The sequence below is a fragment of the Micromonospora sp. NPDC048909 genome (genome assembly GCF_040649635.1).
Lineage (GTDB): Bacteria > Actinomycetota > Actinomycetes > Mycobacteriales > Micromonosporaceae > Micromonospora.
On the sequence record NZ_JBEZFU010000013.1, the window covers coordinates 59,469 to 81,270 of the forward strand.

Below are 21,802 nucleotides of genomic sequence, written 5' to 3' on the forward strand. Positions count from 1 at the left end.
CGCGGACCTGAAGGGTGTGGGCAGGCAGCGTATGGGGGTTGGGCGGGCCGCCTGCCGGGAGCCGGCCGGTGACGGCGGAGGCGGCCGTCCCGGGCGGCTTGTAGACTTGCCAGGTCTGTCCGCCAAATTGATGATCAAGGCAGGAAATGGCCACCACCAACGACCTGAAGAACGGCCTGGTACTCAACCTCGACAAGGAGCTCTGGGCCGTAGTCGAGTTCCAGCACGTCAAGCCCGGTAAGGGTGGTGCGTTCGTGCGCACCACGTTGAAGAACGTGCTCTCCGGCAAGGTGGTCGACAAGACCTTCAACGCGGGCACCAAGGTCGAGACGGCGACCGTCGACAAGCGCACCATGCAATACCTCTACGCCGACGGCGAAGACTACGTCTTCATGGATCTGGAGACCTTCGACCAGATCACCGTGCCCGGCGGCACCGTCGGCGAGGCGGCCAACTACCTGCTGCCCGAGGCCGAGGCGACCGTCGCCACCCACGAGGGCGTCCCGCTCTACATCGAGCTGCCGACCAGCGTCGTGCTCGAGGTCACCTACACCGAGCCGGGTCTGCAGGGCGACCGCTCGACCGGCGGCAACAAGCCGGCGACCGTCGAGACCGGCGCGACCGTGCAGGTACCCCTCTTCATCACCACCGGCGAGAAGATCAAGGTCGACACCCGCGACGGCCGTTACCTCGGCCGCTCCTGATGGCTGAGGGTCCCAAGCAGCAGATGCCGGCGCGCCGCAAGGCGCGCAAGCGGGCACTGGATGTGCTCTTCGAGGCCGACCTGCGGGATCACCCTCCGGTGGAGGTGCTCGCCGGCTACCTGCAGCGGATCGAGCGGCCGCACCCCGAGCACCTGGGCTACGCGGTGGGCCTGGTCGAGGGGGTCGCCGCCCACCTCGACCGGATCGACGAGCTGATCGCCAGCTACACCGAGGGCTGGACGCTGGAGCGGATGCCGGTGGTCGACCGCAACCTCGCCCGGATCGCGGTCTACGAGCTGCTCTACGTCGACGAGATCGACGACGCGGTGGCGATCAGCGAGGCGGTCGAGCTGGCCCGGCAGATGTCGACCGACGACTCGCCGCGCTTCCTCAACGGGGTACTCGGCCGGATCGCCGAGTACGCCACCCGCTGAAGCGGCCCCGCCGCACCCGTACCACCACGAAGGGCCCGTGCCGGACGGCACGGGCCCTTCGGGTGTTCGCAGGTCAGGAGGCGAAGAACGCCCGCGGGTCGGCGACCAGCACGCCGTGCTCGGTGAGCCGCTCGATCAGACCGGACGGCGAGGCGTCGTAGACGATCGCCAGGGCGCGCAGGTCGTCGGCGCGGATCGAGAGCACCCGGCCGTTGTAGTCACCGCGCTGCTGCTGGATGGCCCGGGCGTAGCGGGCCACGTAGGCGAGGTCCTCGGAGGCCTCGTCGTAGAGCCGCTCCAGGTCCAGGACGATCTTGCTGGTGGGCTCGTGACGCACCCCGCTGCCGTCGGGCAGCAGCTCCGAGACGGGAACGCGGTAGAAGTCGGCCAGCTCGGCCAGGCGGGACACCGTTACGGCGCGGTCGCCGCGCTCGTACGAGCCGACCACCACGGCCTTCCACCGCCCGTTCGACTTCTCTTCCACCCCCTGCAGGGACAGCCCCTGCTGCTGGCGGATGGAGCGCAGGCGGGCGCCCAGCGACTTGGCGTATTCAGAGGGCATTCGGACACTCCCAGTGCTGCTTTGGGGTTCTCCCAGCGATCGCTACGGAGCGTGACGGTACGGGGATTGCGACACCTGGTCAAGTGGTCGTGACCTTACCGTTGGGGAGCACGGGGGGAGTTATCCCCATTTCGCCGGCCTGATCCGATGGTCAGCGGGCCGCCGCGATCGGCCCGGTGACCACTGGTAACGTGGCGTGAAGCCCCGGCGTCGTCCTTCGCGGCCGGCCCGGAGGTGCCCGACATCCTTTAACGACCCGTCCCGTGAGGCGGGGAAGGAGGTCCGCCGTGGCCTGCCCACCGGCTGCCCAGTCGCCGACCGCGCGGCAACCCTCGGTGAAGGTGATCCTCGCCAGCGCCGACGTGCAGCGCGTGGTCGACCGGATCGCCCACCAGATCCTGGAGAAGACCCAGGGCGCCGCCGACACCGTGTTGCTCGGCATTCCCACCCGGGGCGCTCCGCTGGCCAAGCGGCTCGCCGCCCGGATCAGCACCTTCGAGGACGTGGCCGTCCCGGTCGGTGTGCTCGACATCACCCTCTACCGCGACGACCTGCGCCGGCACGCGATCCGCGCGGTCGGACCGACCCAGCTGCCGCCCGGCGGCATCGACGGCAAACGGGTCATCCTCGTCGACGACGTGCTCTTCTCCGGCCGCACCGTGCGGGCCGCTCTCGACGCGCTCAACGACGTCGGCCGGCCGGCCTCGGTGCAGCTCGCCGTCCTGGTCGACCGCGGTCACCGTGAGCTGCCGATCCGGGCCGACTACGTCGGCAAGAACATCCCCACTGCGCTCTCCGAGAGCGTCAAGGTGACGCTCGCCGAGACCGACGGCGTCGACGGGGTCAAGCTGTACGGAGGTGCCAGCCAGTGAGCGCGAGGAGTGCAGCGGAGCGGAGCCCCGCAGTCGCGAACGAAAGGCAGGCTCACGCATGATCCGGCACCTGCTCTCCGGCGCCGACCTGGACGCGGCCACCGCCACCCGGATCCTGGACACCGCCGCCGAGATGTCCACCGTCGCCGGCCGGGAGATCAAGAAGCTGCCCGCGCTGCGTGGCCGGACGGTGGTCAACCTCTTCTACGAGGACTCCACCCGCACCCGGATCTCCTTCGAGGCGGCGGCGAAGCGACTCAGCGCCGACGTGATCAACTTTTCCGCGAAGGGGTCGAGCGTCACCAAGGGCGAGAGCCTCAAGGACACCGCGCTGACCCTGCAGGCGATGGGCGCCGACGCGGTGGTGGTCCGCCACCCCGCCTCCGGCGCCCCGCACCGGCTCGCCGAATGGGTCGACGGGTCGGTGGTCAACGCGGGCGACGGCACCCACGAGCATCCCACCCAGGCGCTGCTCGACGCGTACACCATGCGGTCCCGGCTGGGCCGGCTGGCCGGCCTGTCGGTCACGGTGGTCGGGGACGTGCTGCACAGCCGGGTCGCCCGCTCCAACGTGCTGCTGCTCTCCACCCTCGGCGCCAAGGTCACCCTGGTCGGGCCGCCCACGCTCATCCCGGTTGACATCGCCCAGGCGCTCGCCCCCGGCACCGCCGTCTGCTACGACCTCGACGCGGCGCTGCCCGACGCGGACGTGGTGATGATGCTGCGGGTGCAGCGGGAGCGGATGAACGACTCCTACTTCCCCTCCGCCCGCGAGTACGCCCGCCGCTACGGCCTGGACGGGCCGCGGATGCGCCGGCTGCCGGAGCACGCGATCGTCATGCACCCCGGTCCGATGAACCGGGGCATGGAGATCACGCCCGAGGTGGCCGACTCGCCCCGCTCCACCATCGTCGAACAGGTCACCAACGGGGTCTCCGTCCGGATGGCCGTCCTCTACCTGCTGCTCGGGGGGAACAACGCATGACCGCGTACCTGGTCAAGGGAGTCAGCGTGCTCGGCGCCGCGCCGACCGACCTGCTGATCCGCGACGGCGTCGTGGCCGAGGTCGGCGCCGGTCTGACCGCCGCCGACGCCACCGTGGTCGACGCCGCCGGGCTGGTCGCCCTGCCCGGCCTGGTCGACCTGCACACCCATCTTCGCGAGCCGGGCCGCGAGGACGCCGAGACGGTCGAGTCCGGCTCCCGGGCGGCGGCGTTCGGCGGGTACACCGCGGTCTGCGCGATGGCGAACACCTCCCCGGTCGCCGACACCGCCGGGGTGGTCGAGCAGGTCTGGCGGCTCGGCCGGGAGGCCGGCCTGGTGGACGTGCAGCCGATCGGCGCGGTCACCGTCGGGCTGGCCGGCGAGCGGCTGGCCGAGCTCGGCGCGATGGCCGACTCCGCGGCCCGGGTGCGGATCTTCTCGGACGACGGGCACTGCGTGGCCGACCCGAAGCTGATGCGCCGGGCGCTGGAGTACGTCAAGGCGTTCGACGGGATCATCGCCCAGCACGCCGAGGAGCCCCGGCTGACCGAGGGCGCGCAGATGCACGAGGGCGAGGTCTCCACCCGGCTCGGGCTGACCGGCTGGCCGGCGGTGGCCGAGGAGGCGATCATCGCCCGGGACGTGCTGCTCGCCGAGCACGTCGGCAGCCGGCTGCACGTGTGCCACGTCTCCACGGCCGGCAGCGTCGAGGTGCTGCGACAGGCCAAGGCCCGCGGGGTCCGGGTCACCGCCGAGGTGACCCCGCACCACCTGCTGCTCACCGACGACCGGGCCGAGACGTACGACCCGGTCTACAAGGTGAACCCGCCGCTGCGCACCAACGGGGACATCGCCGCGCTGCGCGCCGCGCTGGTGGACGGCGTGATCGACGTGGTCGCCACCGACCACGCGCCGCACGCGGTGGAGGACAAGGAGTGTGAGTGGGCGTACGCCCGGCCGGGCATGCTCGGACTGGAGACGGCGCTCTCGATCGCGCTCGACGTGCTCGGCCCGCGCTGGGACCTGATCGCCGAGCGGATGTCGCGTACCCCGGCCCGGATCGCCGGGCTGGACGCGCACGGCCTCGACCCGGCGCCCGGCGTGCCGGCGAACCTCACCCTGGTCGACCCGGCCGCCCGTCGGGTGGTCGAGCCCGCGGAGCTGGCCAGCCACAGCCGTAACACCCCGTACGCCGGCATGACGCTGCCGGGTCGCGTCGTGGCGACCTTCCTGCACGGCGAGCCGACGGTCCTCGACGGAAAGGCGACGAAGTGAAGAGGCGTCCAGCGATTCTGGTGCTGGAGGACGGGCGGACCTTCTCCGGCGAGGCCTACGGCAGCGTCGGTGAGACCTTCGGCGAGGCGGTCTTCAACACCGGCATGACCGGCTACCAGGAGACCCTCACCGACCCCTCCTACCACCGGCAGGTGGTGGTGCAGACCGCACCGCACATCGGCAACACCGGGGTGAACGCGGAGGACGACGAGTCGGCCCGGATCTGGGTGGCCGGCTACGTGGTCCGCGACCCGGCCCGGATCGGCTCGAACTGGCGGGCCACCGGCGGGCTGGAGGACCGGCTCGCTGCCGAGGGTGTGGTCGGCATCAGCGGGGTGGACACCCGGGCGCTGACCCGGCACCTGCGTGAGCGGGGCGCCATGCGGGTCGGCATCTCCAGCGTCGAGGACGACCCGCGGGCGCTGCTGGCCCGGGTCCGGCAGGCCCCGGAGATGGTGGGCGCGGACCTCTCCGCCGAGGTGACCACCGCCCAGCCGTACGTGGTGCAGGCGCAGGGTGAGCACCGGTACACGGTCGCCGCCCTGGACCTCGGGATCAAGCGCAACGTGCCGCGCCGGCTGGCCGCGCGTGGGGTCACCACGCACGTGCTGCCCGCCGGCTCCACCATCGACGAGCTGCTCGCGACCGGCGCCGACGCCGTCTTCTTCTCGCCCGGCCCGGGCGACCCGGCGACCGCCGACCGGCCGGTCGCGCTCGCCCGCGACGTGCTGAGCCGGAAGATCCCGCTCTTCGGCATCTGCTTCGGCAGCCAGATCCTCGGCCGGGCGCTCGGCTTCGGCACCTACAAGCTGGGTTACGGGCACCGTGGCATCAACCAGCCGGTGCTCGACCGGGCCACCGGCAAGGTGGAGGTGACCAGCCACAACCACGGCTTCGCCGTGCAGGTGCCGGGCGCGGCCGCCGGGGTGGTGGTCCCGGATCAGGTGATCGACACCGAGTTCGGCGGGGTCCAGGTGTCCCACGTCTGCCTCAACGACAACGTGGTCGAGGGGCTGCGGGCGCGGGACGTGCCCGCGTTCACCGTGCAGTACCACCCGGAGGCGGCGGCCGGCCCGCACGACGCGGACTACCTCTTCGACCGCTTCGCCGAGCTCATCGAGGGCCGGACCCACAGCGAGGGGCGCACGAATGCCTAAGCGGACCGATCTGAAGCACATCCTGGTCATCGGCTCCGGGCCGATCGTCATCGGCCAGGCGTGCGAGTTCGACTACTCCGGCACCCAGGCCTGCCGGGTGCTGCGCAGCGAGGGGATCCGGGTCAGCCTGGTCAACTCCAACCCGGCGACGATCATGACCGACCCGGAGTTCGCCGACGCCACCTACGTCGAGCCGATCACCCCCGAGTTCGTCGAGCTGGTGATCGCCAAGGAGCGCCCGGACGCGATCCTGCCCACCCTGGGCGGGCAGACCGCGCTGAACACCGCGGTCGCCCTGCACGAGGCCGGCGTGCTGGAGAAGTACGGCGTGGAGCTGATCGGCGCCAACATCGACGCGATCAACCGCGGCGAGGACCGGCAGCTGTTCAAGGAGATCGTGGCCAAGGCCGGCGTCCGGCTCGGCATCGACGACCCGGCCGCCCTGGTGCCCCGCTCCCGGGTCTGCCACTCGATGGAAGAGGTCGAGGCGACCGTCGCCGAGCTGGGCCTGCCGGTGGTGATCCGGCCGTCGTTCACCATGGGCGGGCTGGGCTCGGGCATGGCGCACACCCCGGAGGATCTGGCCCGCATCGCCGGCGACGGCCTGGCCGCCAGCCCGGTGCACGAGGTGCTGATCGAGGAGAGCGTGCTCGGCTGGAAGGAGTACGAGCTCGAGCTGATGCGCGACCGCCGCGACAACGTGGTGGTGGTCTGCTCGATCGAGAACATCGACCCGATGGGCGTGCACACCGGCGACAGCGTCACCGTCGCCCCCGCCATGACCCTGACCGACCGGGAGTACCAGCGGCTGCGCGACCTGGGGATCGCGGTGCTGCGCGAGGTCGGGGTGGACACCGGCGGCTGCAACATCCAGTTCGCGGTGAACCCGGCCGACGGCCGGATCGTCGTGATCGAAATGAACCCTCGGGTGTCCCGCTCCTCCGCGCTGGCGTCGAAGGCGACCGGCTTCCCGATCGCGAAGATCGCCGCCAAGCTGGCCATCGGCTACACCCTGGACGAGATCCCCAACGACATCACCCTGAAGACCCCGGCGGCCTTCGAGCCGACGCTGGACTACGTGGTCGTCAAGATCCCCCGGTTCGCCTTCGAGAAGTTCCCCGGCGCGGACCCGGAGCTGACCACCACGATGAAGTCGGTCGGCGAGGCGATGAGCCTCGGTCGCAACTTCAGCGAGGCGCTGAACAAGGCGATGCGCTCGATGGAGACCAAGGCGGGCGGCTTCTGGAGCGTGCCGGATCCGCGCGGGGCCACCAGGGAGAACACCCTGGCCGCGCTGGGTGTCCCGCACGACGGCCGGCTCTACACGGTCGAGCGGGCGCTGCGGCTGGGTGCCTCGATCGCCGAGGTGGCTGCCGCCTCGGGCGGGATCGACCCGTGGTTCCTGGACCAGATCGCCGGTCTGGTCGAGTTGCGCGAGGAGATCGTGGCCGCCCCGGTGCTCGACGCCGAGCTGCTGCGCCGGGCCAAGCGCGCCGGCCTCTCCGACCGGCAGCTGGCCGCGCTGCGCCCGGAGCTCGCCGCCGAGGACGGCGTGCGGACCCTGCGGCACCGGCTGGACATCCGCCCGGTCTACAAGACCGTGGACACCTGCGCGGCCGAGTTCGAGGCGACCACCCCATACCACTACTCGTCCTACGACCAGGAGACCGAGGTCGTCGGGTCGGACCGGCCGAAGGTGCTGATCCTGGGCTCCGGCCCGAACCGGATCGGGCAGGGCATCGAGTTCGACTACTCCTGCGTGCACGCGGTCCAGGCGCTGCGGGCGGCGGCCTTCGAGACCGTGATGGTCAACTGCAACCCGGAGACCGTCTCCACCGACTACGACACCGCCGACCGGCTCTACTTCGAGCCGCTCACCTTCGAGGACGTGCTGGAGGTCTGGCACGCCGAGGACTCCTCCGGCCGGGCGGCCGGTGGGCCGGGCGTGGTCGGCGTGGTCGTGCAGCTCGGCGGGCAGACCCCGCTGGGCCTGGCGCAGCGGCTCAAGGACGCCGGGGTGCCGATCGTCGGCACCTCACCGGAGTCGATCCACCTCGCCGAGGAGCGGGGCGCGTTCGGCGCGGTGCTGGCCCGGGCCGGGCTGCGCGCACCGGCGCACGGCATGGCCACCTCGTACGACGAGGCGAAGGCGATCGCCGACGAGATCGGCTACCCGGTGCTGGTGCGTCCCTCGTACGTGCTCGGCGGGCGGGGCATGGAGATCGTCTACGACGACCCGACCCTGCGCGACTACATCGGCCGGGCCACGGACATCTCGCCGGACCACCCGGTGCTGGTGGACCGGTTCCTCGACGACGCCATCGAGATCGACGTGGACGCGCTCTGCGACGCCGACGGCGAGGTCTACCTCGGCGGGGTGATGGAGCACATCGAGGAGGCCGGCATCCACTCCGGTGACTCGTCCTGCGCCCTGCCGCCGATCACCCTGGCCGGCTCGCACCTGGCCGAGGTGCGTCGGTACACCGAGGCGATCGCCCGGGGGGTCGGGGTGCGCGGCCTGCTGAACGTGCAGTACGCGCTCAAGGACGACGTGCTCTACGTGCTGGAGGCGAACCCGCGGGCGTCGCGCACCGTGCCGTTCGTGTCGAAGGCGACCGCGGTGCCGCTGGCCAAGGCGGCGGCCCGGATCGCGCTCGGTGCCACCATCGCCGAGCTGCGCGCCGAGGGTCTGCTGCCGCGCGACGGCGACGGCGGCGCCATGCCGGTGGACGCCCCGATCGCGGTGAAGGAGGCGGTGCTGCCGTTCAAGCGGTTCCGTACCCGCTCCGGCAAGGGGATCGACTCGCTGCTGGGCCCGGAGATGAAGTCCACCGGCGAGGTGATGGGGATCGACACCAACTTCGGGCACGCCTTCGCCAAGTCGCAGTCGGCCGCGTACGGTTCGCTGCCGACGGACGGGAAGATCTTCGTCTCGGTGGCCAACCGGGACAAGCGCGCCATGATCTTCCCGATCAAGCGCCTGGCCGACCTGGGCTTCCAGATCGTCGCGACCACCGGCACCGCGGAGGTGCTGCGCCGGCACGGCATCGCCTGCGAGCAGATCCGCAAGCACTACCAGGCGGGTGAGGGCGAGGACGCCGTCTCGCTGATCCTCGGCGGCGACGTGGCCCTGGTGGTCAACACCCCGCAGGGCTCCGGCGCCAGCGCCCGCTCCGACGGCTACGAGATCCGCAGCGCCGCGGTCACCGCGGACATCCCGTGCATCACCACGGTGCCCGGCGCCGCGGCGGCGGTGATGGGCATCGAGGCCCGCATCCGCGGCGACATGCAGGTCCGTCCCCTCCAGGAGCTGCACGCCGCGCTCCGGGCCCGCCAGTGATCTTCGAGCGGGCGGTGCGGCCGGCGCTGTTCCGGATCGGCGGCGGCGACGCGGAGGCGGCGCACGAGTGGACGCTGCGTCGGCTCGCCGGGGTGTCCCGGCGGCCGGCGCTGCTCGCGGCGCTGCGGGCCCGGTACGCGGTGCGCGCGCCGCGGACCGTGTTCGGCGTCGAGTTCCCCAACCCGGTCGGCCTGGCCGCCGGGATGGACAAGAACGGCGTCGCGCTGCCCGCCTGGCCGGCGTTGGGCTTCGGCTTCGTCGAGGTCGGCACGGTGACCGCGCACGGTCAGCCGGGCAATTCCCGGCCCCGGCTGTTCCGGCTGCGCGAGAGCGAGGCCGTGGTCAACCGGATGGGCTTCAACAACGCCGGCGCCGAGGCCCTGGCGGCCCGGCTGGCCGCGCTGCCCCGCCCGATCGGCGTGCCGCTGGGCATCTCGCTCGGCAAGTCCAAGGTGACCCCGCTGGACGACGCGGTGGCCGACTACCTCGCCTCGTACCAGGCCCTGCGCGGGTACGGCGACTACTTCGCGGTCAACGTCTCCTCGCCGAACACCCCGGGCCTGCGTTCCCTGCAGGACCGGGCGCACCTGGACGCGCTGCTGGCGGCGCTGGTGGGGGAGAAGCCGGTGCTGGTGAAGATCGCACCGGACCTGACCGAGCCGGCGATCGCCGAGCTGCTGGAGGTCTGCCTGGCCCGGGGCGCGGCCGGGGTGATTGCCACCAACACCACGCTCGCCCGCGACGGCCTCGCCGCCGCGGACCAGGTCCGAGGCGCGGAGACCGGCGGGCTCTCCGGCCGGCCGCTCACCGGGCGGGCCCGGGCGGTGGTCTCCTTCGTGCACCGGGAGACCGCCGGGCGGCTGCCGGTGATCGGGGTCGGCGGCATCCTCGACCCGGACGACGCCGCGCGGATGCTCGACGCCGGCGCCAGCCTGGTGCAGCTCTACACCGGCTTCATCTACCGCGGTCCGGCGCTGGTCCGCGCGGCCGCCCGGGCCGCCGACGCCCCGACGCCGGCTCCGGCCGCGCGCCGGTGAGCCGGTCGGCGGCCCCGGGTGGACCGCCGTCCGCGCGTACGTCCGCGTTCGCATTCGCATCCACGTTCGCATCCTTTGCTCTGCTTCAGTCCCGGCATCGGCCGCCGTCCGCTCTCCGGACATCGGCTGTCGCCTCCGCTGAAGCAGAGCAAAGGTTGCGCGCGGTGGTCGCCCCGTCCGGTGCCACCGCCAGTTCCGACGGTACGAAGGAGAGTGCGTGACACCCGAGGAGATCCTGGCCGCCGACCGGGCGCACGTCTGGCACCCGTACGCCCCGCTGCCACCGGCCAGTCCGCCCTACGTGGTGGCGGGCGCGCAGGGCGTACGGCTGCGGCTGGCCGACGGCCGCGAACTGGTCGACGGGATGTCGTCCTGGTGGGCGGCGATCCACGGCTACCGGCACCCGGTGCTCGACGCGGCCGTCACCGACCAGCTCGGCCGGATGAGTCACGTCATGTTCGGTGGGCTGACCCACGAGCCGGCGGTCCGGCTGGCCGAGACGCTGGTCGACCTCGCCCCGGACGGGCTGGAGAGGGTCTTCCTCTGCGACTCCGGCTCGGTGAGCGTCGAGGTCGCGGTCAAGATGTGCCTGCAGTACCAGCGGGCCACCGGCCGGCCGGAACGCCGCCGGCTGGGCACCTGGCGGGGCGGCTACCACGGCGACACCTTCCACCCGATGAGCGTCTGCGACCCGGAGGGCGGCATGCACCACCTCTGGGGCGACGTGCTGCCCCGGCAGGTTTTCGCGCCGATCCCGCCGAGCGGCTTCGACGCCCCGCCCGACCCGGCCTACTGCGCCGCGCTGGCGGAGGCCGTCGAGCGGCACGCGGACGAGCTGGCCGCGGTGATCGTGGAGCCCGTGGTGCAGGGCGCCGGCGGGATGCGTTTCCACCACCCGGAGTACCTGCGGGTGCTGCGCGAGGCGACCCGGGCGCACGGGGTGCTGCTCATCTTCGACGAGATCGCCACCGGCTTCGGCCGGACCGGCACCATGTTCGCCGCCGAGCACGCCGGCGTGGTCCCGGACGTGATGTGCGTGGGCAAGGCGCTCACCGGCGGCTACCTCACCCTGGCGGCCGCGCTCTGCACCGCCGAGATCGCCCGGGGGATCTCGGCCGACGGCGTGCTGGCGCACGGCCCGACGTTCATGGGCAACCCCCTCGCCTGCGCGGTGGCCAACGCCTCCATCGGCCTGCTGCGGGCCGGTGACTGGGCGGGTGAGGTGGCGAGGGTGGGCGCGGGGCTGCGGGCCGGCCTGGAGCCGCTACGCGGTGCGCCCGGGGTGCTCGACGTGCGGGTGCTCGGCGCGATCGGGGTGGTGCAGCTGGACCACGAGGTGGACCTGCCCGCCGCCAGCGCCGCGGCGGTGGCCCAGGGGGTCTGGCTTCGGCCGTTCCGGGATCTGGTCTACACCATGCCGCCGTACGTGACCGACGACGCCGACCTGGCCCGGATAGCGACCGGGGTGGCGGCGGCGGTGAAGGCCGGCTGAGCCGTCGGCGCGGCCACCCGGGCGTACGCGGACGGCACCGGTCGTCCGTGTGAGGAGAGCGAGGAGAGGGAGAGACGGATGGAGAGCTTCGGCACCCGGCTGCACCGGGCCGTGACCGAGCGGGGACCGCTCTGTGTCGGCATCGACCCGCATCCGGGTCTGCTGGCCCGCTGGGGACTGCCCGACGACGTCGACGGGCTCGACCGGTTCGCCCGGACCGTCGTGGACGCCCTCGGTGACCGGGTTGCGGTGGTCAAGCCCCAGTCGGCCTTCTTCGAGCGATTCGGGGCCCGGGGCGTCGGGATTCTTGAGTCAACTATCCGACAGTTACGGGATCGCGGCTCGCTCGTTCTGCTTGACGCGAAGCGTGGCGACATCGGCTCGACGGTCCGTGCCTACGCCTCGGCGTACCTTGATCCATCCAGCCCGTTGTATGTCGACGCGGTCACCGCCAGTCCCTACCTGGGAGTAGGTTCGCTCGCCCCGATGTTCGAGCTGGCCGCCGACCACGGCGGCGGCGTCTTCGTGCTGGCGTTGACCTCGAACCCCGAGGGAGCCGCCGTGCAGCACGCCCGCACCCCCGACGGGCGGACCGTCGCGCAGACCGTGATCGACGAGATTTCCCAGCTCAACGCGGGTGCGGACCCGCTCGGCAGCTTCGGATTGGTGGTCGGGGCGACCATCGGCGACACCGGTCACGATTTGTCCCAGGTGGGGGGTCCGCTGCTCGCGCCGGGGCTCGGCGCGCAGGGCGCGACGGCCGCCGATCTGCGTACCGTCTTCGGTGCCAGCCTGCCCGCGGTGCTTCCCTCGTACTCCCGTGAGGTGCTCGGCGCGGGCCCCGACCCGGTCGCGCTGCGGGCCGCCGCGGAGCGGGTGCTGGCCGACTGCCGGGCGGTTCTGCCGGCCCGCTGACTGACTGACGGCTCGGTCACTTTGCGATGATCATGGCGCGCCCACGTTGCCGAAAGCTCCGTTGACCGCTAGTTTTCCCCGCGCTGGGAACCACGGACCCCTTGGTTCACAGCGACACCACGTTTCACAGATGCGGCGGTGCGCCCCGCCCGTCGCGATAGGGACCTGAGGAGAACCGGTGCCGCTCCCGTCACTGACCCCCGAACAGCGCGCTGCCGCGCTGGAGAAGGCCGCGGAGATCCGCAAGGCCCGTGCTGAGCTGAAGGAGCAGCTCAAGCAGGGCAAGACCACCCTCGGAGCCGTCCTCGAGCGGGCCGAGTCCGACGACGTCGTGGGCAAGCTCAAGGTGTCGGCCGTCCTGCAGGCGATGCCGGGCATCGGCAAGATCCGGGCCACCCAGATCATGGAGAAGCTCAAGATCGCTGACAGCCGTCGCCTGCGTGGCCTCGGCGAGCAGCAGCGCAAGGCGCTGCTTGGAGAGTTCGCCGCCAACTAACAATGGCAGCGTGTAGAAACAAGCAGTGAGCACGGATGGCGAGGCGCGCCCGGTGGCTCGGCTCACTGTCCTGGCCGGCCCCTCGGGTGCCGGCCGGGAGAGTGTCGTCGAGCTGGTCCGGGCGCGTTCTCCGTCCGTGTGGCGGCCGGTGCCGGTGACCACCCGGCCCCGCCGCGCCGGCGAGGTCGAGGGGCTCGAGCGGATCTTCCACACCCCGGCCGAGTTCGACCGCATGATCGAGTCCGGTGCGCTGCTGGAGTGGTCCCGCACCGGGCCGCACCGGCGCGGAACCCCCTACGAACCACTGCGCTCCCGGCTCGCCGCCGGGCAGCCGATACTGCTGCCGCTCGACGTCCCGGGCGCGCTGGCCGTCCGGGAGCGCCTCTCCGCCGTCCGGCTGGTGCTGCTCTGCCCGCCGGGGCACCGCCCCGAGCCGGCCGTCGCCGCGTCCTTCGAACTCGCCCTCACGCACGACCTGACCGATCGCGTCGCTGATGAGCTGGTAGGCTTGCTCGGTTCTTCTTATCCGACTCCGGCCCGACCGGGCGTGCTCGGTTAGGAGCGGGTCAGCACCGCGTCCGCGCGGTACTAAAGACGCAGAGGTTATTTCGTGGGATCCATCGCCACCAACCCCGAGGGCATCACCAACCCGCCGATCGACGAGCTCCTCGAGAAGACGACGTCGAAGTACGCGTTGGTCATCTTCGCCGCCAAGCGTGCCCGCCAGGTCAACGCCTACTACAGCCAGCTCGGTGAGGGCCTGCTGGAGTACGTGGGCCCGCTGGTCGAGACCACGCCCCAGGAGAAGCCGCTCTCCATCGCCATGCGTGAGATCAACGCCGGCCTGCTCACCGCCGAGCCGACCGACCAGCCGTAACCCGCCGCACCGCGATGTCGGCCGGGATCGTCCTCGGAGTCGGTGGCGGCATCGCCGCCTACAAGGCGTGTGAGCTGCTGCGGCTCTTCACCGAGTCAGGTCACCGGGTCCGGGTCGTGCCGACCGCGTCGGCGCTCCGTTTCGTCGGAGCGCCGACCTGGGCGGCGCTCTCCGGTCAGCCGGTCGCCGACGACGTCTGGTCCGAGGTGCAGGAGGTGCCGCACGTGCGGCTCGGCCAGCAGGCCGACCTGGTGGTCGTCGCGCCGGCGACCGCCGACCTGCTGGCCCGGGCGGCGCACGGCCTCGCCGACGACCTGCTCACCAACACCCTGCTCACCGCCCGCTGCCCGGTGGTGCTGGCCCCGGCCATGCACACCGAGATGTGGGAGCACCCCGCCACCGTGGCCAACGTCGCCACGCTGCGCGCCCGTGGCGTCCGGGTGATCGAGCCCGCCGTCGGCCGGCTGACCGGCGTCGACACCGGCAAGGGTCGGCTGCCCGATCCGGCGGAGATCTTCGCGGTGGCGCGGCGGGTGCTCACCCGTGGCGTCGACGCCCCCGCCGACCTCGCCGGCCGCCGGGTGGTGGTGACCGCCGGCGGCACCCGCGAGCCGCTGGACCCGGTGCGGTTCCTCGGCAACCGGTCGTCCGGCAAGCAGGGCTACGCCTTCGCCCGCGCCGCGGTCGCCCGGGGCGCCCGGGTCACCCTGATCGCGGCCAACGTCGCGCTCACCGACCCGGCCGGGGTCGACCTGATCCGGGTGGGCACCACCGCGGAGCTGCGGGAGGTGACCCTCAAGGCGGCCGTCGAAGCCGACGCCGTGGTGATGGCTGCGGCTCCGGCCGATTTCCGCCCCGCCGTCTACGCGCCTGGCAAAATCAAGAAGGCGGACGACGGCAGTGCGCCCACCATCGAGCTCGTCACCAACCCGGACATCGCCGCCGAGCTGGGCCAACGCCGTCGACCTGAGCAGGTGCTGGTGGTGTTCGCCGCGGAGACCGGCGACGCCGAGGCCAACGGTCGGGCCAAGCTGGCCCGCAAGCGAGCCGACCTCATCGTCATCAACGAGGTGGGGACGGACAAGGTCTTCGGCGCCGACACGAACGCGGCGACCGTCATCGGTGTGGATGGTTCGGTCAGCCGGATGCCCGAGCAGTCCAAGGAAGACCTCGCCGACGGCGTCTGGGATCTCGTCGTGACGCGACTGGCCGGTCACTCCTGAGGGTTGGAACGCACCTGACCAACTCTGCCGCACCCGCCGGTGGTGACTACACTGCCGCGAACGACCTTCATACGCTTAGGAGTGCCGTGACACGCCGCCTCTTCACGTCCGAATCGGTCACGGAAGGCCACCCGGACAAGATCGCCGATCAGATCAGTGACGGAATCCTCGACGCGCTGCTCGCCGAGGACCCCCGTAGCCGGGTCGCGGTGGAAACCATGATCACCACCGGGCAGGTGCACATCGCGGGTGAGGTGACCACCAAGGCGTACGCCGACATCCCGACGATCGTCCGCCGGACCATCCTCGACATCGGCTACGACTCGTCGAAGAAGGGCTTCGACGGCGCCTCCTGCGGGGTCAGCGTCTCGATCGGCGCCCAGTCGGAGGACATCGCACAGGGCGTCGACAACGCCTTCGAGCTGCGTACCGGGTCGTCGGAGAGCGCGCTGGACGCGCAGGGCGCCGGCGACCAGGGCATGATGTTCGGCTTCGCCTGCTCGGAGACGCCCGAGCTGATGCCGCTGCCGATCGCGCTCGCGCACCGGCTGGCCCGCCGCCTCGCCACGGTCCGCAAGGACGGCACCGTCCCGTACCTGCGCCCGGACGGCAAGACCCAGGTCACCATCGAGTACGAGGGCCTGCGCCCGGTCCGGCTGAACACCGTGGTGGTCTCCAGCCAGCACGCGGCCGACATCTCGCTGGAGTCGCTGCTCACCCCGGACGTCCGGGAGCACGTCATCGCCCCCGAGCTGGAGAGCCTCGGCCTGGACACCGAGGGCTACCGGCTGCTGGTCAACCCGACCGGCCGGTTCGAGATCGGCGGGCCGATGGGCGACGCCGGGCTGACCGGTCGCAAGATCATCGTCGACACCTACGGCGGCTACGCCCGACACGGTGGTGGCGCCTTCTCCGGCAAGGACCCGTCGAAGGTGGACCGCTCGGCCGCGTACGCGATGCGCTGGGTGGCCAAGAACGTGGTCGCCGCCGGCCTGGCCGAGCGCTGCGAGGCGCAGGTCGCCTACGCGATCGGCAAGGCGCACCCGGTCAGCCTCTTCATCGAGACCTTCGGCACCGAGACCGTGCCGGTCGCCTCGATCGAGAAGGCTGTCGGCGAGGTCTTCGACCTGCGGCCGGCCGCCATCATCCGGGACCTCAACCTGCTCCGCCCGATCTACCGGCAGACCGCGGCGTACGGCCACTTCGGCCGGGAACTGCCCGACCTGACCTGGGAGAGCACCGACCGGGCCGCCGACCTCAAGTCGGCTGCGGGAGCCTGACCGGCACCACGCGCAGCGACCGGCGACCCGCGGACGGGTCGCCGGTCGCTCGTGTCTGCGTGGACGTCCCGCTGGCCCACCTGGACCGGCCCTTCGACTACCTGGTCCCGGCAGAGCTGGACGAGCTGGCGGCGCCGGGCACCCGGGTGAAGGTCCGCTTCGCCGGCCAGTTGGTCGACGGTTGGCTGCTGGAGCGCACCGACGGCTCCGGGCACACCGGCCGGTTGGCGTACCTGGAGAAGGTCGTCTCCCCGGAGCCGGTGCTCTCGTCCGAGGTGGCCGGGTTGGCCCGGGCGGTCGCCGACCGGTACGCGGGCAGCCTCGCCGACGTGCTCCGGCTCGCGGTGCCGCCACGGCACGCCCGGGTGGAGAAGGAGCCGCACGAGCCGCCCCCGCTGGTCGACCCCCTGCCGGCGCCCGAGCCGGCCGGCTGGCGCGACTACCCGGCGGGGCCGGCCTACCTGCGCGCGCTCACCGACGGGCGGGCGCCCCGCGCGGTCTGGTCGGCGCTGCCGGGGGAGGACTGGGCGGTCCGCTACGCCGACGCGGTGGCCGCGACCGTGGCCGGCGGCCGGGGCGCGGTGGTGGTGGTCGCCGACAACCGGGACCTGGACCGGCTGGACGCCGCCGTCGGCGCCGCCCTCGGCCCGGGGCGGCACGTCAGCCTCTCCGCCGCGCTCGGCCCGGCCCGGCGCTACCGGGCCTTCCTGGCCGCCCGCCGTGGCGACGTGCCGGTGGTGATCGGCACCCGGGCCGCCATGTTCGCCCCGGTCGCCCGGCTGGGTCTGGTGGCGGTCTGGGACGACGGCGACGACCTGCACGCCGAGCCTCGGGCGCCGTACCCGCACGCCCGGGAGGTGCTGCTCACCCGGGCCCAGCTCGCCGAGGCCGGCGCACTGGTCGGCGGGTACGCCCGCACCGCCGAGGCGCAACTGCTGCTCGAGACCGGCTGGGCCCGGGAGGTGGTGGCCGACCGGGGCACCGTGCGGTCGCGTACGCCGGCCATCGCGCCGGCCGGCGACGACCCGCAACTGGCCCGGGACCCGGGTGCGGCGACTGCCCGGCTGCCCAGCCTGGCCTGGACCGCGGCCCGCGACGCGCTCCGGGCGGATCTGCCGGTGCTGGTCCAGGTGCCCCGCCGTGGCTACCTGCCGTCGGTCTCCTGCGCCGACTGCCGCACCCCGGCCCGCTGCCCGCACTGCGCCGGCCCGCTCGCCCTGCCGTCGGCGACCGGCACCCCCGCCTGCCGCTGGTGCGGCCGGGTCGCCGCCGCCTACGCCTGCCCCGAGTGCGGCGGACGGCGGTTGCGGGCCGCGGTCACCGGCGCGCGCCGCACCGCCGAGGAACTCGGGCGGGCCTTCCCCGGCGTGCCGGTGCGCACCTCGGGGCGGGAGGAGGTGCTCACCGCCGTGTCCGGCGGCGCCGGGCTGGTGATCGCCACCCCGGGGGCCGAGCCGGTCGCCGAGGGGGGCTACGGCGCGGTGCTGCTGCTCGACTCGTGGGCCCTGCTCACCCGGGCCGACCTGCGCGCCGGGGAGGAGGCGCTGCGCCGGTGGCTGGCCGCGGCGGCGCTGGCCCGACCGGCCGGGGCCGGCGGCCGGGTCGTGGTGGTCGCCGACGGCGCGCTCGCCCCGGTGCAGGCGTTGCTGCGCTGGGACGCCGGCTGGTTCGCCGCCCGGGAACTGGCCGAGCGACGTGAGCTGGGCTTCCCGCCGGCGGTCCGGATGGCCAGCGTGACCGGGTTGCCGGCCGCGGTGGCGGACCTGCTCGCCGAGGCCCGGCTGCCGGCGGAGGCCGAGGTGCTCGGGCCGGTCCCGGCCGACGGCGAGCGGGAGCGGATGCTGGTCCGGGTGCCCCGCGCCCGGGCCGGGGCGCTGGCCGACGCGCTGCACACGGCGGCCGGCGCGCGCAGCGCCCGCAAGGCCGCGGACCCGGTCCGGCTGCAGGTCGACCCGCTCAGCCTCTTCTGACCTCGGCCGGGTGAGCTGCGCTGCGTCGCACGCCGCGTGCGGTGGGAGGCTGGCGAACGGGTGGTAGCATCGCCCGTCATGCCCGGGCGCACGGACGGCGCGACGATGGCGGGAGCGCGTCGGACCGACGCCAGTTCGACGATGTCAATCAGCCGGTGATCAGGGGTGGACCAGTCGTGACCTTTCGTCAATCCATCGTCTTCAACGGTGATCTCGGCAGCGGCAAGAGCACGGTGTCGGTGGAGATCGCCAAGCGGCTGGGGCTGCGCCGGGTGAGCGTCGGTGACCTCTACCGGCAGATGGCGCAGGAGCGGCAGATGACCGCGCTCCAGCTGAACCTGCACGCCGAGCTCGACCAGGCCGTCGACGGCTACGTCGACCAGCTTCAGCGCAACATCGCCGCGTCCGGCGAGAGCCTGGTCATGGACTCCCGGCTGGCCTGGCACTTCTTCACCGACGCGCTCAAGGTGCACATGATCACCGAGCCGGGCGAGGCGGCCCGCCGGGTGCTGGCCCGCCCGTCCGGGCCGGCGGAGAGCTACACCTCGCTGGACGAGGCCAAGGCCAAGCTGCGCGAGCGCAGCGAGAGCGAGCGGAGCCGGTTCCTGGTCCGCTACGGGGTGGACAAGGCCAAGCTGCGCAACTACGACCTGATCTGCGACACCACCCGGGCCACCGCCGAGGAGGTCATCGAGCACATCGTCGCGGCGTACGAGGGCAAGCTCGGCGCCGACGTGCTGCGCGGCGGCCCGCCGCTGCTGCTGCTCGACCCGGCCCGGGTCTACCCGACCGAGGACATCACCACCCTGCGCGGGCTGTGGGACTCCGAGTTCGTCGGCGAGCTGGCCGGTGCCGGCGACGAGGCGCTGGAGCCCTTGAAGATCGGCTTCACCGGCGAGCACTTCTTCGTGGTCGACGGCCACCGCCGGCTCAGCGCCGCCCTGCAGAACGGCTTCCGCCTGGTGCCGGCCCAGCTGGTCGCCGAGGTCGACGAGCCGGTGGTCGGCGGGATGAGCGCGGTGGAGTACTTCGTCGCCCAGGTCCGCCCCGGCACGGTCTACGACTGGGAGGCCGCGCACGGCATCCAGCTGCCGCTGCCCGAGCACGCCCTGCTCGCCGGCGACGCGGTGCTGGCCGGGGAGCCGGGCCACAGCGCCTGACGCCCGCTGCCTGACCGCTGCCGCCGTACGCCTGGGCAGCCGTCGCCCGCCGAAGCGGCGGGCCGGCCGGCCCGGACGTCGACGGGGATGCCGGCGGGCGGCCGGCTCGGCATGATGGAGCCTCGTACCCGTCGACGGGGAGGCCGGTCATGGAGGCTGCCGAGGCGCTCACCCTGCTCATGTCGCCAGCGGGGCGGGTGAACCCCTACCCGACCTACGAGCGGCTGCGCGCGCACGGGCCGGTGGTCGAGGCCGGGCCGGGGTTCTACGTGGTCACCGGCTACGCCGAGGCCGACGAGCTGCTGCGCGACCCCCGCCTCGGGGTGATGGACGACGCGGCCCGGGACAGCGTCTGGCCGGGCTGGCGGGAGAGTCCGGCGGTGACGTCGATCTCCCGGTCGATGCTGCGCACCAATCCGCCCGACCACAGCCGGATGCGCCGGCTCGCCGCCGGCGCGTTCAGCCCGCGCCGGATCGCCGGCATGCGTGACGTGGTGACCGCCCAGGCCGACGAGCTGGTCGACACGATGCTCGATCGCGCCCGGCGGGGCGACGAGGTCGACGTCCTGGCCGACTTCGCCTATCCGCTGCCGGTCGGGGTGATCTGCGCCCTGCTCGGCGTGCCGGCCGCCGACCGGCCGCTCTTCCGGCGCTGGGCGGCCGACCTGACCGGCATCCTGGAGCCGGAGATCACCCCTGCCGAGCTGGCCGTGGCCGACCGGGGCGCGGCCGAACTGCGCGGCTACTTCACCGAGCTGGTCGAGTCCCGCCGGCGGGCCCCGGCCGACGACCTGACCACCGCGCTGGTGCGGGTGCACGACGCCGACGGCGAGCGGCTCTCCGGCGACGAACTGCTGGCCAACCTGGTGGTGCTGCTGGTCGCCGGCTTCGAGACCACCACCAACCTGCTCGGCAACGGCCTGGTCGTGCTGCTGGCGCACCCGCGGGCGGCGGACGCGCTGCGCGAGCACCCCGACCTCGCGCCGGCGTACGTCGAGGAGCTGCTCCGCTACGACTCGCCGGTGCAGCTGACCACGCGGTTGAGCACCGACCGGGTACGTGCCGGCGGGATCGACCTGCCGCCCGGCGCCTGGACGCTGCTGCTGCTCGGCGCCGCCAACCGCGATCCGCGGCGTTACCCGCAGCCGGACCGGTTCGACCCGGGGCGGGCGCAGGCGCACCCGCTCTCCTTCGGGGCCGGCCCGCACTACTGCCTCGGCGCCGGGCTGGCCCGGCTGGAGGCGCAGGTGGCGTTCCCGCTGCTGCTGCGTCGGCTGCCCGGGCTGGCCCTGGCCGGCCCGCCCCGGCGGCGCACCCGGCTGACCCTGCGGGGCTACGAAGCCCTGCCGGTGACGCTCGGCACACCGGCGGTGGCCGATCGCGGTGCGCCGGCCGGAGCCCCTCCCGGCACTCCGTAGACTGGTACGGCCCGGTTGTCCCACCCCTGAAGGAGCCGTCCCGCGTGACCGTCCAGCCCATCCGTCTGTTTGGGGATCCGGTGCTGCGCACGCCGGCCGATCCGGTGGTCGACTTCGACGCCGAGCTGCGCCGGCTCGTCGCCGACCTGACCGACACCATGCGTGAGCAGAACGGCGCCGGCCTGGCCGCACCGCAGCTCGGGGTGGGCCTTCGGGTCTTCACCTTCGACGTCGACGACGTCCTCGGTCACCTGGTCAACCCGGTGCTGGAGTTCCCCGACGTCGAGGAGCAGGACGGCCCGGAGGGCTGCCTCTCCATTCCCGGGCTCTACTTCGACACCAAGCGCCGGCAGAACGTCATCGCCAAGGGCTTCAACGGCTACGGCGACCCGCTGCAGATCGTCGGCACCGGGCTGATGGCCCGCTGCGTGCAGCACGAGACCGACCACCTCGACGGGGTGCTCTTCGTCGACCGGCTCGACCCGGCCGGCCGGAAGGAAGCGATGAAGGCGATCCGTCAGGCCGAGTGGTACGACGCGGGCGCCCCGCCGGTGGTCAAGCTCAACCCGCACACTGCGGACAGCCCCTTCGGTCTGGGTCGGTGAC

General features: G+C 73.0%; 20 protein-coding genes. 19 read left to right on the forward strand and 1 reads right to left on the reverse strand.

Annotation, left to right across the window (positions count from 1 at the left end; genetic code table 11):
* The first annotated feature begins 146 nt into the window (after positions 1–146).
* Positions 147–704 carry an elongation factor P gene (efp, locus tag AB0C04_RS27490; RefSeq protein ID WP_120683886.1) on the forward strand — a complete coding sequence of 186 codons (558 nt, stop codon included), beginning with the start codon at positions 147–149 and terminating at the stop codon, positions 702–704.
* Positions 705–727: 23 nt separating this feature from the next.
* On the forward strand, positions 728–1,138 hold the full coding sequence (gene nusB, locus AB0C04_RS27495) for a transcription antitermination factor NusB (protein ID WP_350871156.1): 411 nt from the start codon (positions 728–730) through the stop codon (positions 1,136–1,138).
* Between the two features lie 73 nt (positions 1,139–1,211).
* On the opposite strand, the gene AB0C04_RS27500 is transcribed toward nusB, so the two are convergent.
* The gene (locus AB0C04_RS27500; RefSeq protein WP_013285505.1) at positions 1,212–1,700 is read right to left on the reverse strand and encodes a helix-turn-helix domain-containing protein; all 489 of its coding nucleotides are present in this window, start codon (positions 1,698–1,700) and stop codon (positions 1,212–1,214) included.
* A gap of 287 nt (positions 1,701–1,987) precedes the next feature.
* Between AB0C04_RS27500 and pyrR the strand changes: the two genes are divergently transcribed.
* The 17 genes from pyrR to def all read left to right on the forward strand — a co-directional run bounded on the left by pyrR (position 1,988) and on the right by def (position 21,801).
* Entirely contained in the window at positions 1,988–2,572 is a 585-nt protein-coding gene (gene pyrR, locus AB0C04_RS27505; RefSeq protein WP_357059889.1) for a bifunctional pyr operon transcriptional regulator/uracil phosphoribosyltransferase PyrR, read from the forward strand.
* A 58-nt stretch (positions 2,573–2,630) separates the two neighbouring features.
* Positions 2,631–3,557, forward strand: coding sequence for an aspartate carbamoyltransferase catalytic subunit (locus AB0C04_RS27510; RefSeq protein WP_350871005.1), 927 nt, complete (start codon positions 2,631–2,633; stop codon positions 3,555–3,557).
* On the forward strand, positions 3,554–4,831 hold the full coding sequence (locus tag AB0C04_RS27515) for a dihydroorotase (protein WP_357059893.1): 1,278 nt from the start codon (positions 3,554–3,556) through the stop codon (positions 4,829–4,831). The genes AB0C04_RS27510 and AB0C04_RS27515 overlap by 4 nt, the downstream gene beginning before the upstream one ends.
* Entirely contained in the window at positions 4,828–5,988 is a 1,161-nt protein-coding gene (gene carA, locus AB0C04_RS27520) for a glutamine-hydrolyzing carbamoyl-phosphate synthase small subunit (RefSeq protein ID WP_357059896.1), read from the forward strand. The genes AB0C04_RS27515 and carA overlap by 4 nt, the downstream gene beginning before the upstream one ends.
* A complete protein-coding gene (gene carB / locus AB0C04_RS27525; protein ID WP_357059899.1) occupies positions 5,981–9,328 on the forward strand; it encodes a carbamoyl-phosphate synthase large subunit in 3,348 nt (1,115 codons plus the stop codon). The genes carA and carB overlap by 8 nt, the downstream gene beginning before the upstream one ends.
* Complete coding sequence (locus AB0C04_RS27530) at positions 9,325–10,365, forward strand: quinone-dependent dihydroorotate dehydrogenase (RefSeq protein WP_357059901.1); 1,041 nt, start codon at positions 9,325–9,327, stop codon at positions 10,363–10,365. Before carB ends, AB0C04_RS27530 begins: the two co-directional genes overlap by 4 nt.
* Positions 10,366–10,582: 217 nt before the next feature.
* Positions 10,583–11,857, forward strand: a complete 1,275-nt coding sequence (locus AB0C04_RS27535) for an adenosylmethionine--8-amino-7-oxononanoate transaminase (RefSeq protein ID WP_357059904.1) — start codon at positions 10,583–10,585, stop codon at positions 11,855–11,857.
* 78 nt (positions 11,858–11,935) lie between these two features.
* Positions 11,936–12,772, forward strand: a complete 837-nt coding sequence (gene pyrF / locus AB0C04_RS27540) for an orotidine-5'-phosphate decarboxylase (RefSeq protein ID WP_357059907.1) — start codon at positions 11,936–11,938, stop codon at positions 12,770–12,772.
* Positions 12,773–12,950: 178 nt separating this feature from the next.
* On the forward strand, positions 12,951–13,268 hold the full coding sequence (mihF, locus tag AB0C04_RS27545) for an integration host factor, actinobacterial type (RefSeq protein ID WP_007458370.1): 318 nt from the start codon (positions 12,951–12,953) through the stop codon (positions 13,266–13,268).
* Positions 13,269–13,293: 25 nt separating this feature from the next.
* Entirely contained in the window at positions 13,294–13,827 is a 534-nt protein-coding gene (locus AB0C04_RS27550) for a guanylate kinase (RefSeq protein WP_357059909.1), read from the forward strand.
* Between the two features lie 51 nt (positions 13,828–13,878).
* A complete protein-coding gene (rpoZ, locus tag AB0C04_RS27555; RefSeq protein ID WP_013285517.1) occupies positions 13,879–14,145 on the forward strand; it encodes a DNA-directed RNA polymerase subunit omega in 267 nt (88 codons plus the stop codon).
* Between the two features lie 14 nt (positions 14,146–14,159).
* Positions 14,160–15,368: a bifunctional phosphopantothenoylcysteine decarboxylase/phosphopantothenate--cysteine ligase CoaBC gene (coaBC, locus tag AB0C04_RS27560; protein WP_357059912.1), complete on the forward strand. Its 1,209-nt coding sequence runs from the start codon at positions 14,160–14,162 to the stop codon at positions 15,366–15,368.
* A gap of 86 nt (positions 15,369–15,454) precedes the next feature.
* Positions 15,455–16,648 carry a methionine adenosyltransferase gene (gene metK / locus AB0C04_RS27565; protein WP_357059915.1) on the forward strand — a complete coding sequence of 398 codons (1,194 nt, stop codon included), beginning with the start codon at positions 15,455–15,457 and terminating at the stop codon, positions 16,646–16,648.
* A 59-nt stretch (positions 16,649–16,707) separates the two neighbouring features.
* Positions 16,708–18,618 (forward strand): primosomal protein N', encoded by a 1,911-nt coding sequence (locus AB0C04_RS27570; protein ID WP_357059917.1) that lies wholly within the window; start codon positions 16,708–16,710, stop codon positions 18,616–18,618.
* Between the two features lie 176 nt (positions 18,619–18,794).
* Positions 18,795–19,778 (forward strand): AAA family ATPase, encoded by a 984-nt coding sequence (locus tag AB0C04_RS27575; protein WP_357059919.1) that lies wholly within the window; start codon positions 18,795–18,797, stop codon positions 19,776–19,778.
* A 149-nt stretch (positions 19,779–19,927) separates the two neighbouring features.
* A complete protein-coding gene (locus AB0C04_RS27580; protein ID WP_357059922.1) occupies positions 19,928–21,196 on the forward strand; it encodes a cytochrome P450 in 1,269 nt (422 codons plus the stop codon).
* Between the two features lie 44 nt (positions 21,197–21,240).
* Positions 21,241–21,801, forward strand: coding sequence for a peptide deformylase (gene def / locus AB0C04_RS27585; RefSeq protein WP_357059924.1), 561 nt, complete (start codon positions 21,241–21,243; stop codon positions 21,799–21,801).
* Position 21,802 lies beyond the last annotated feature (1 nt).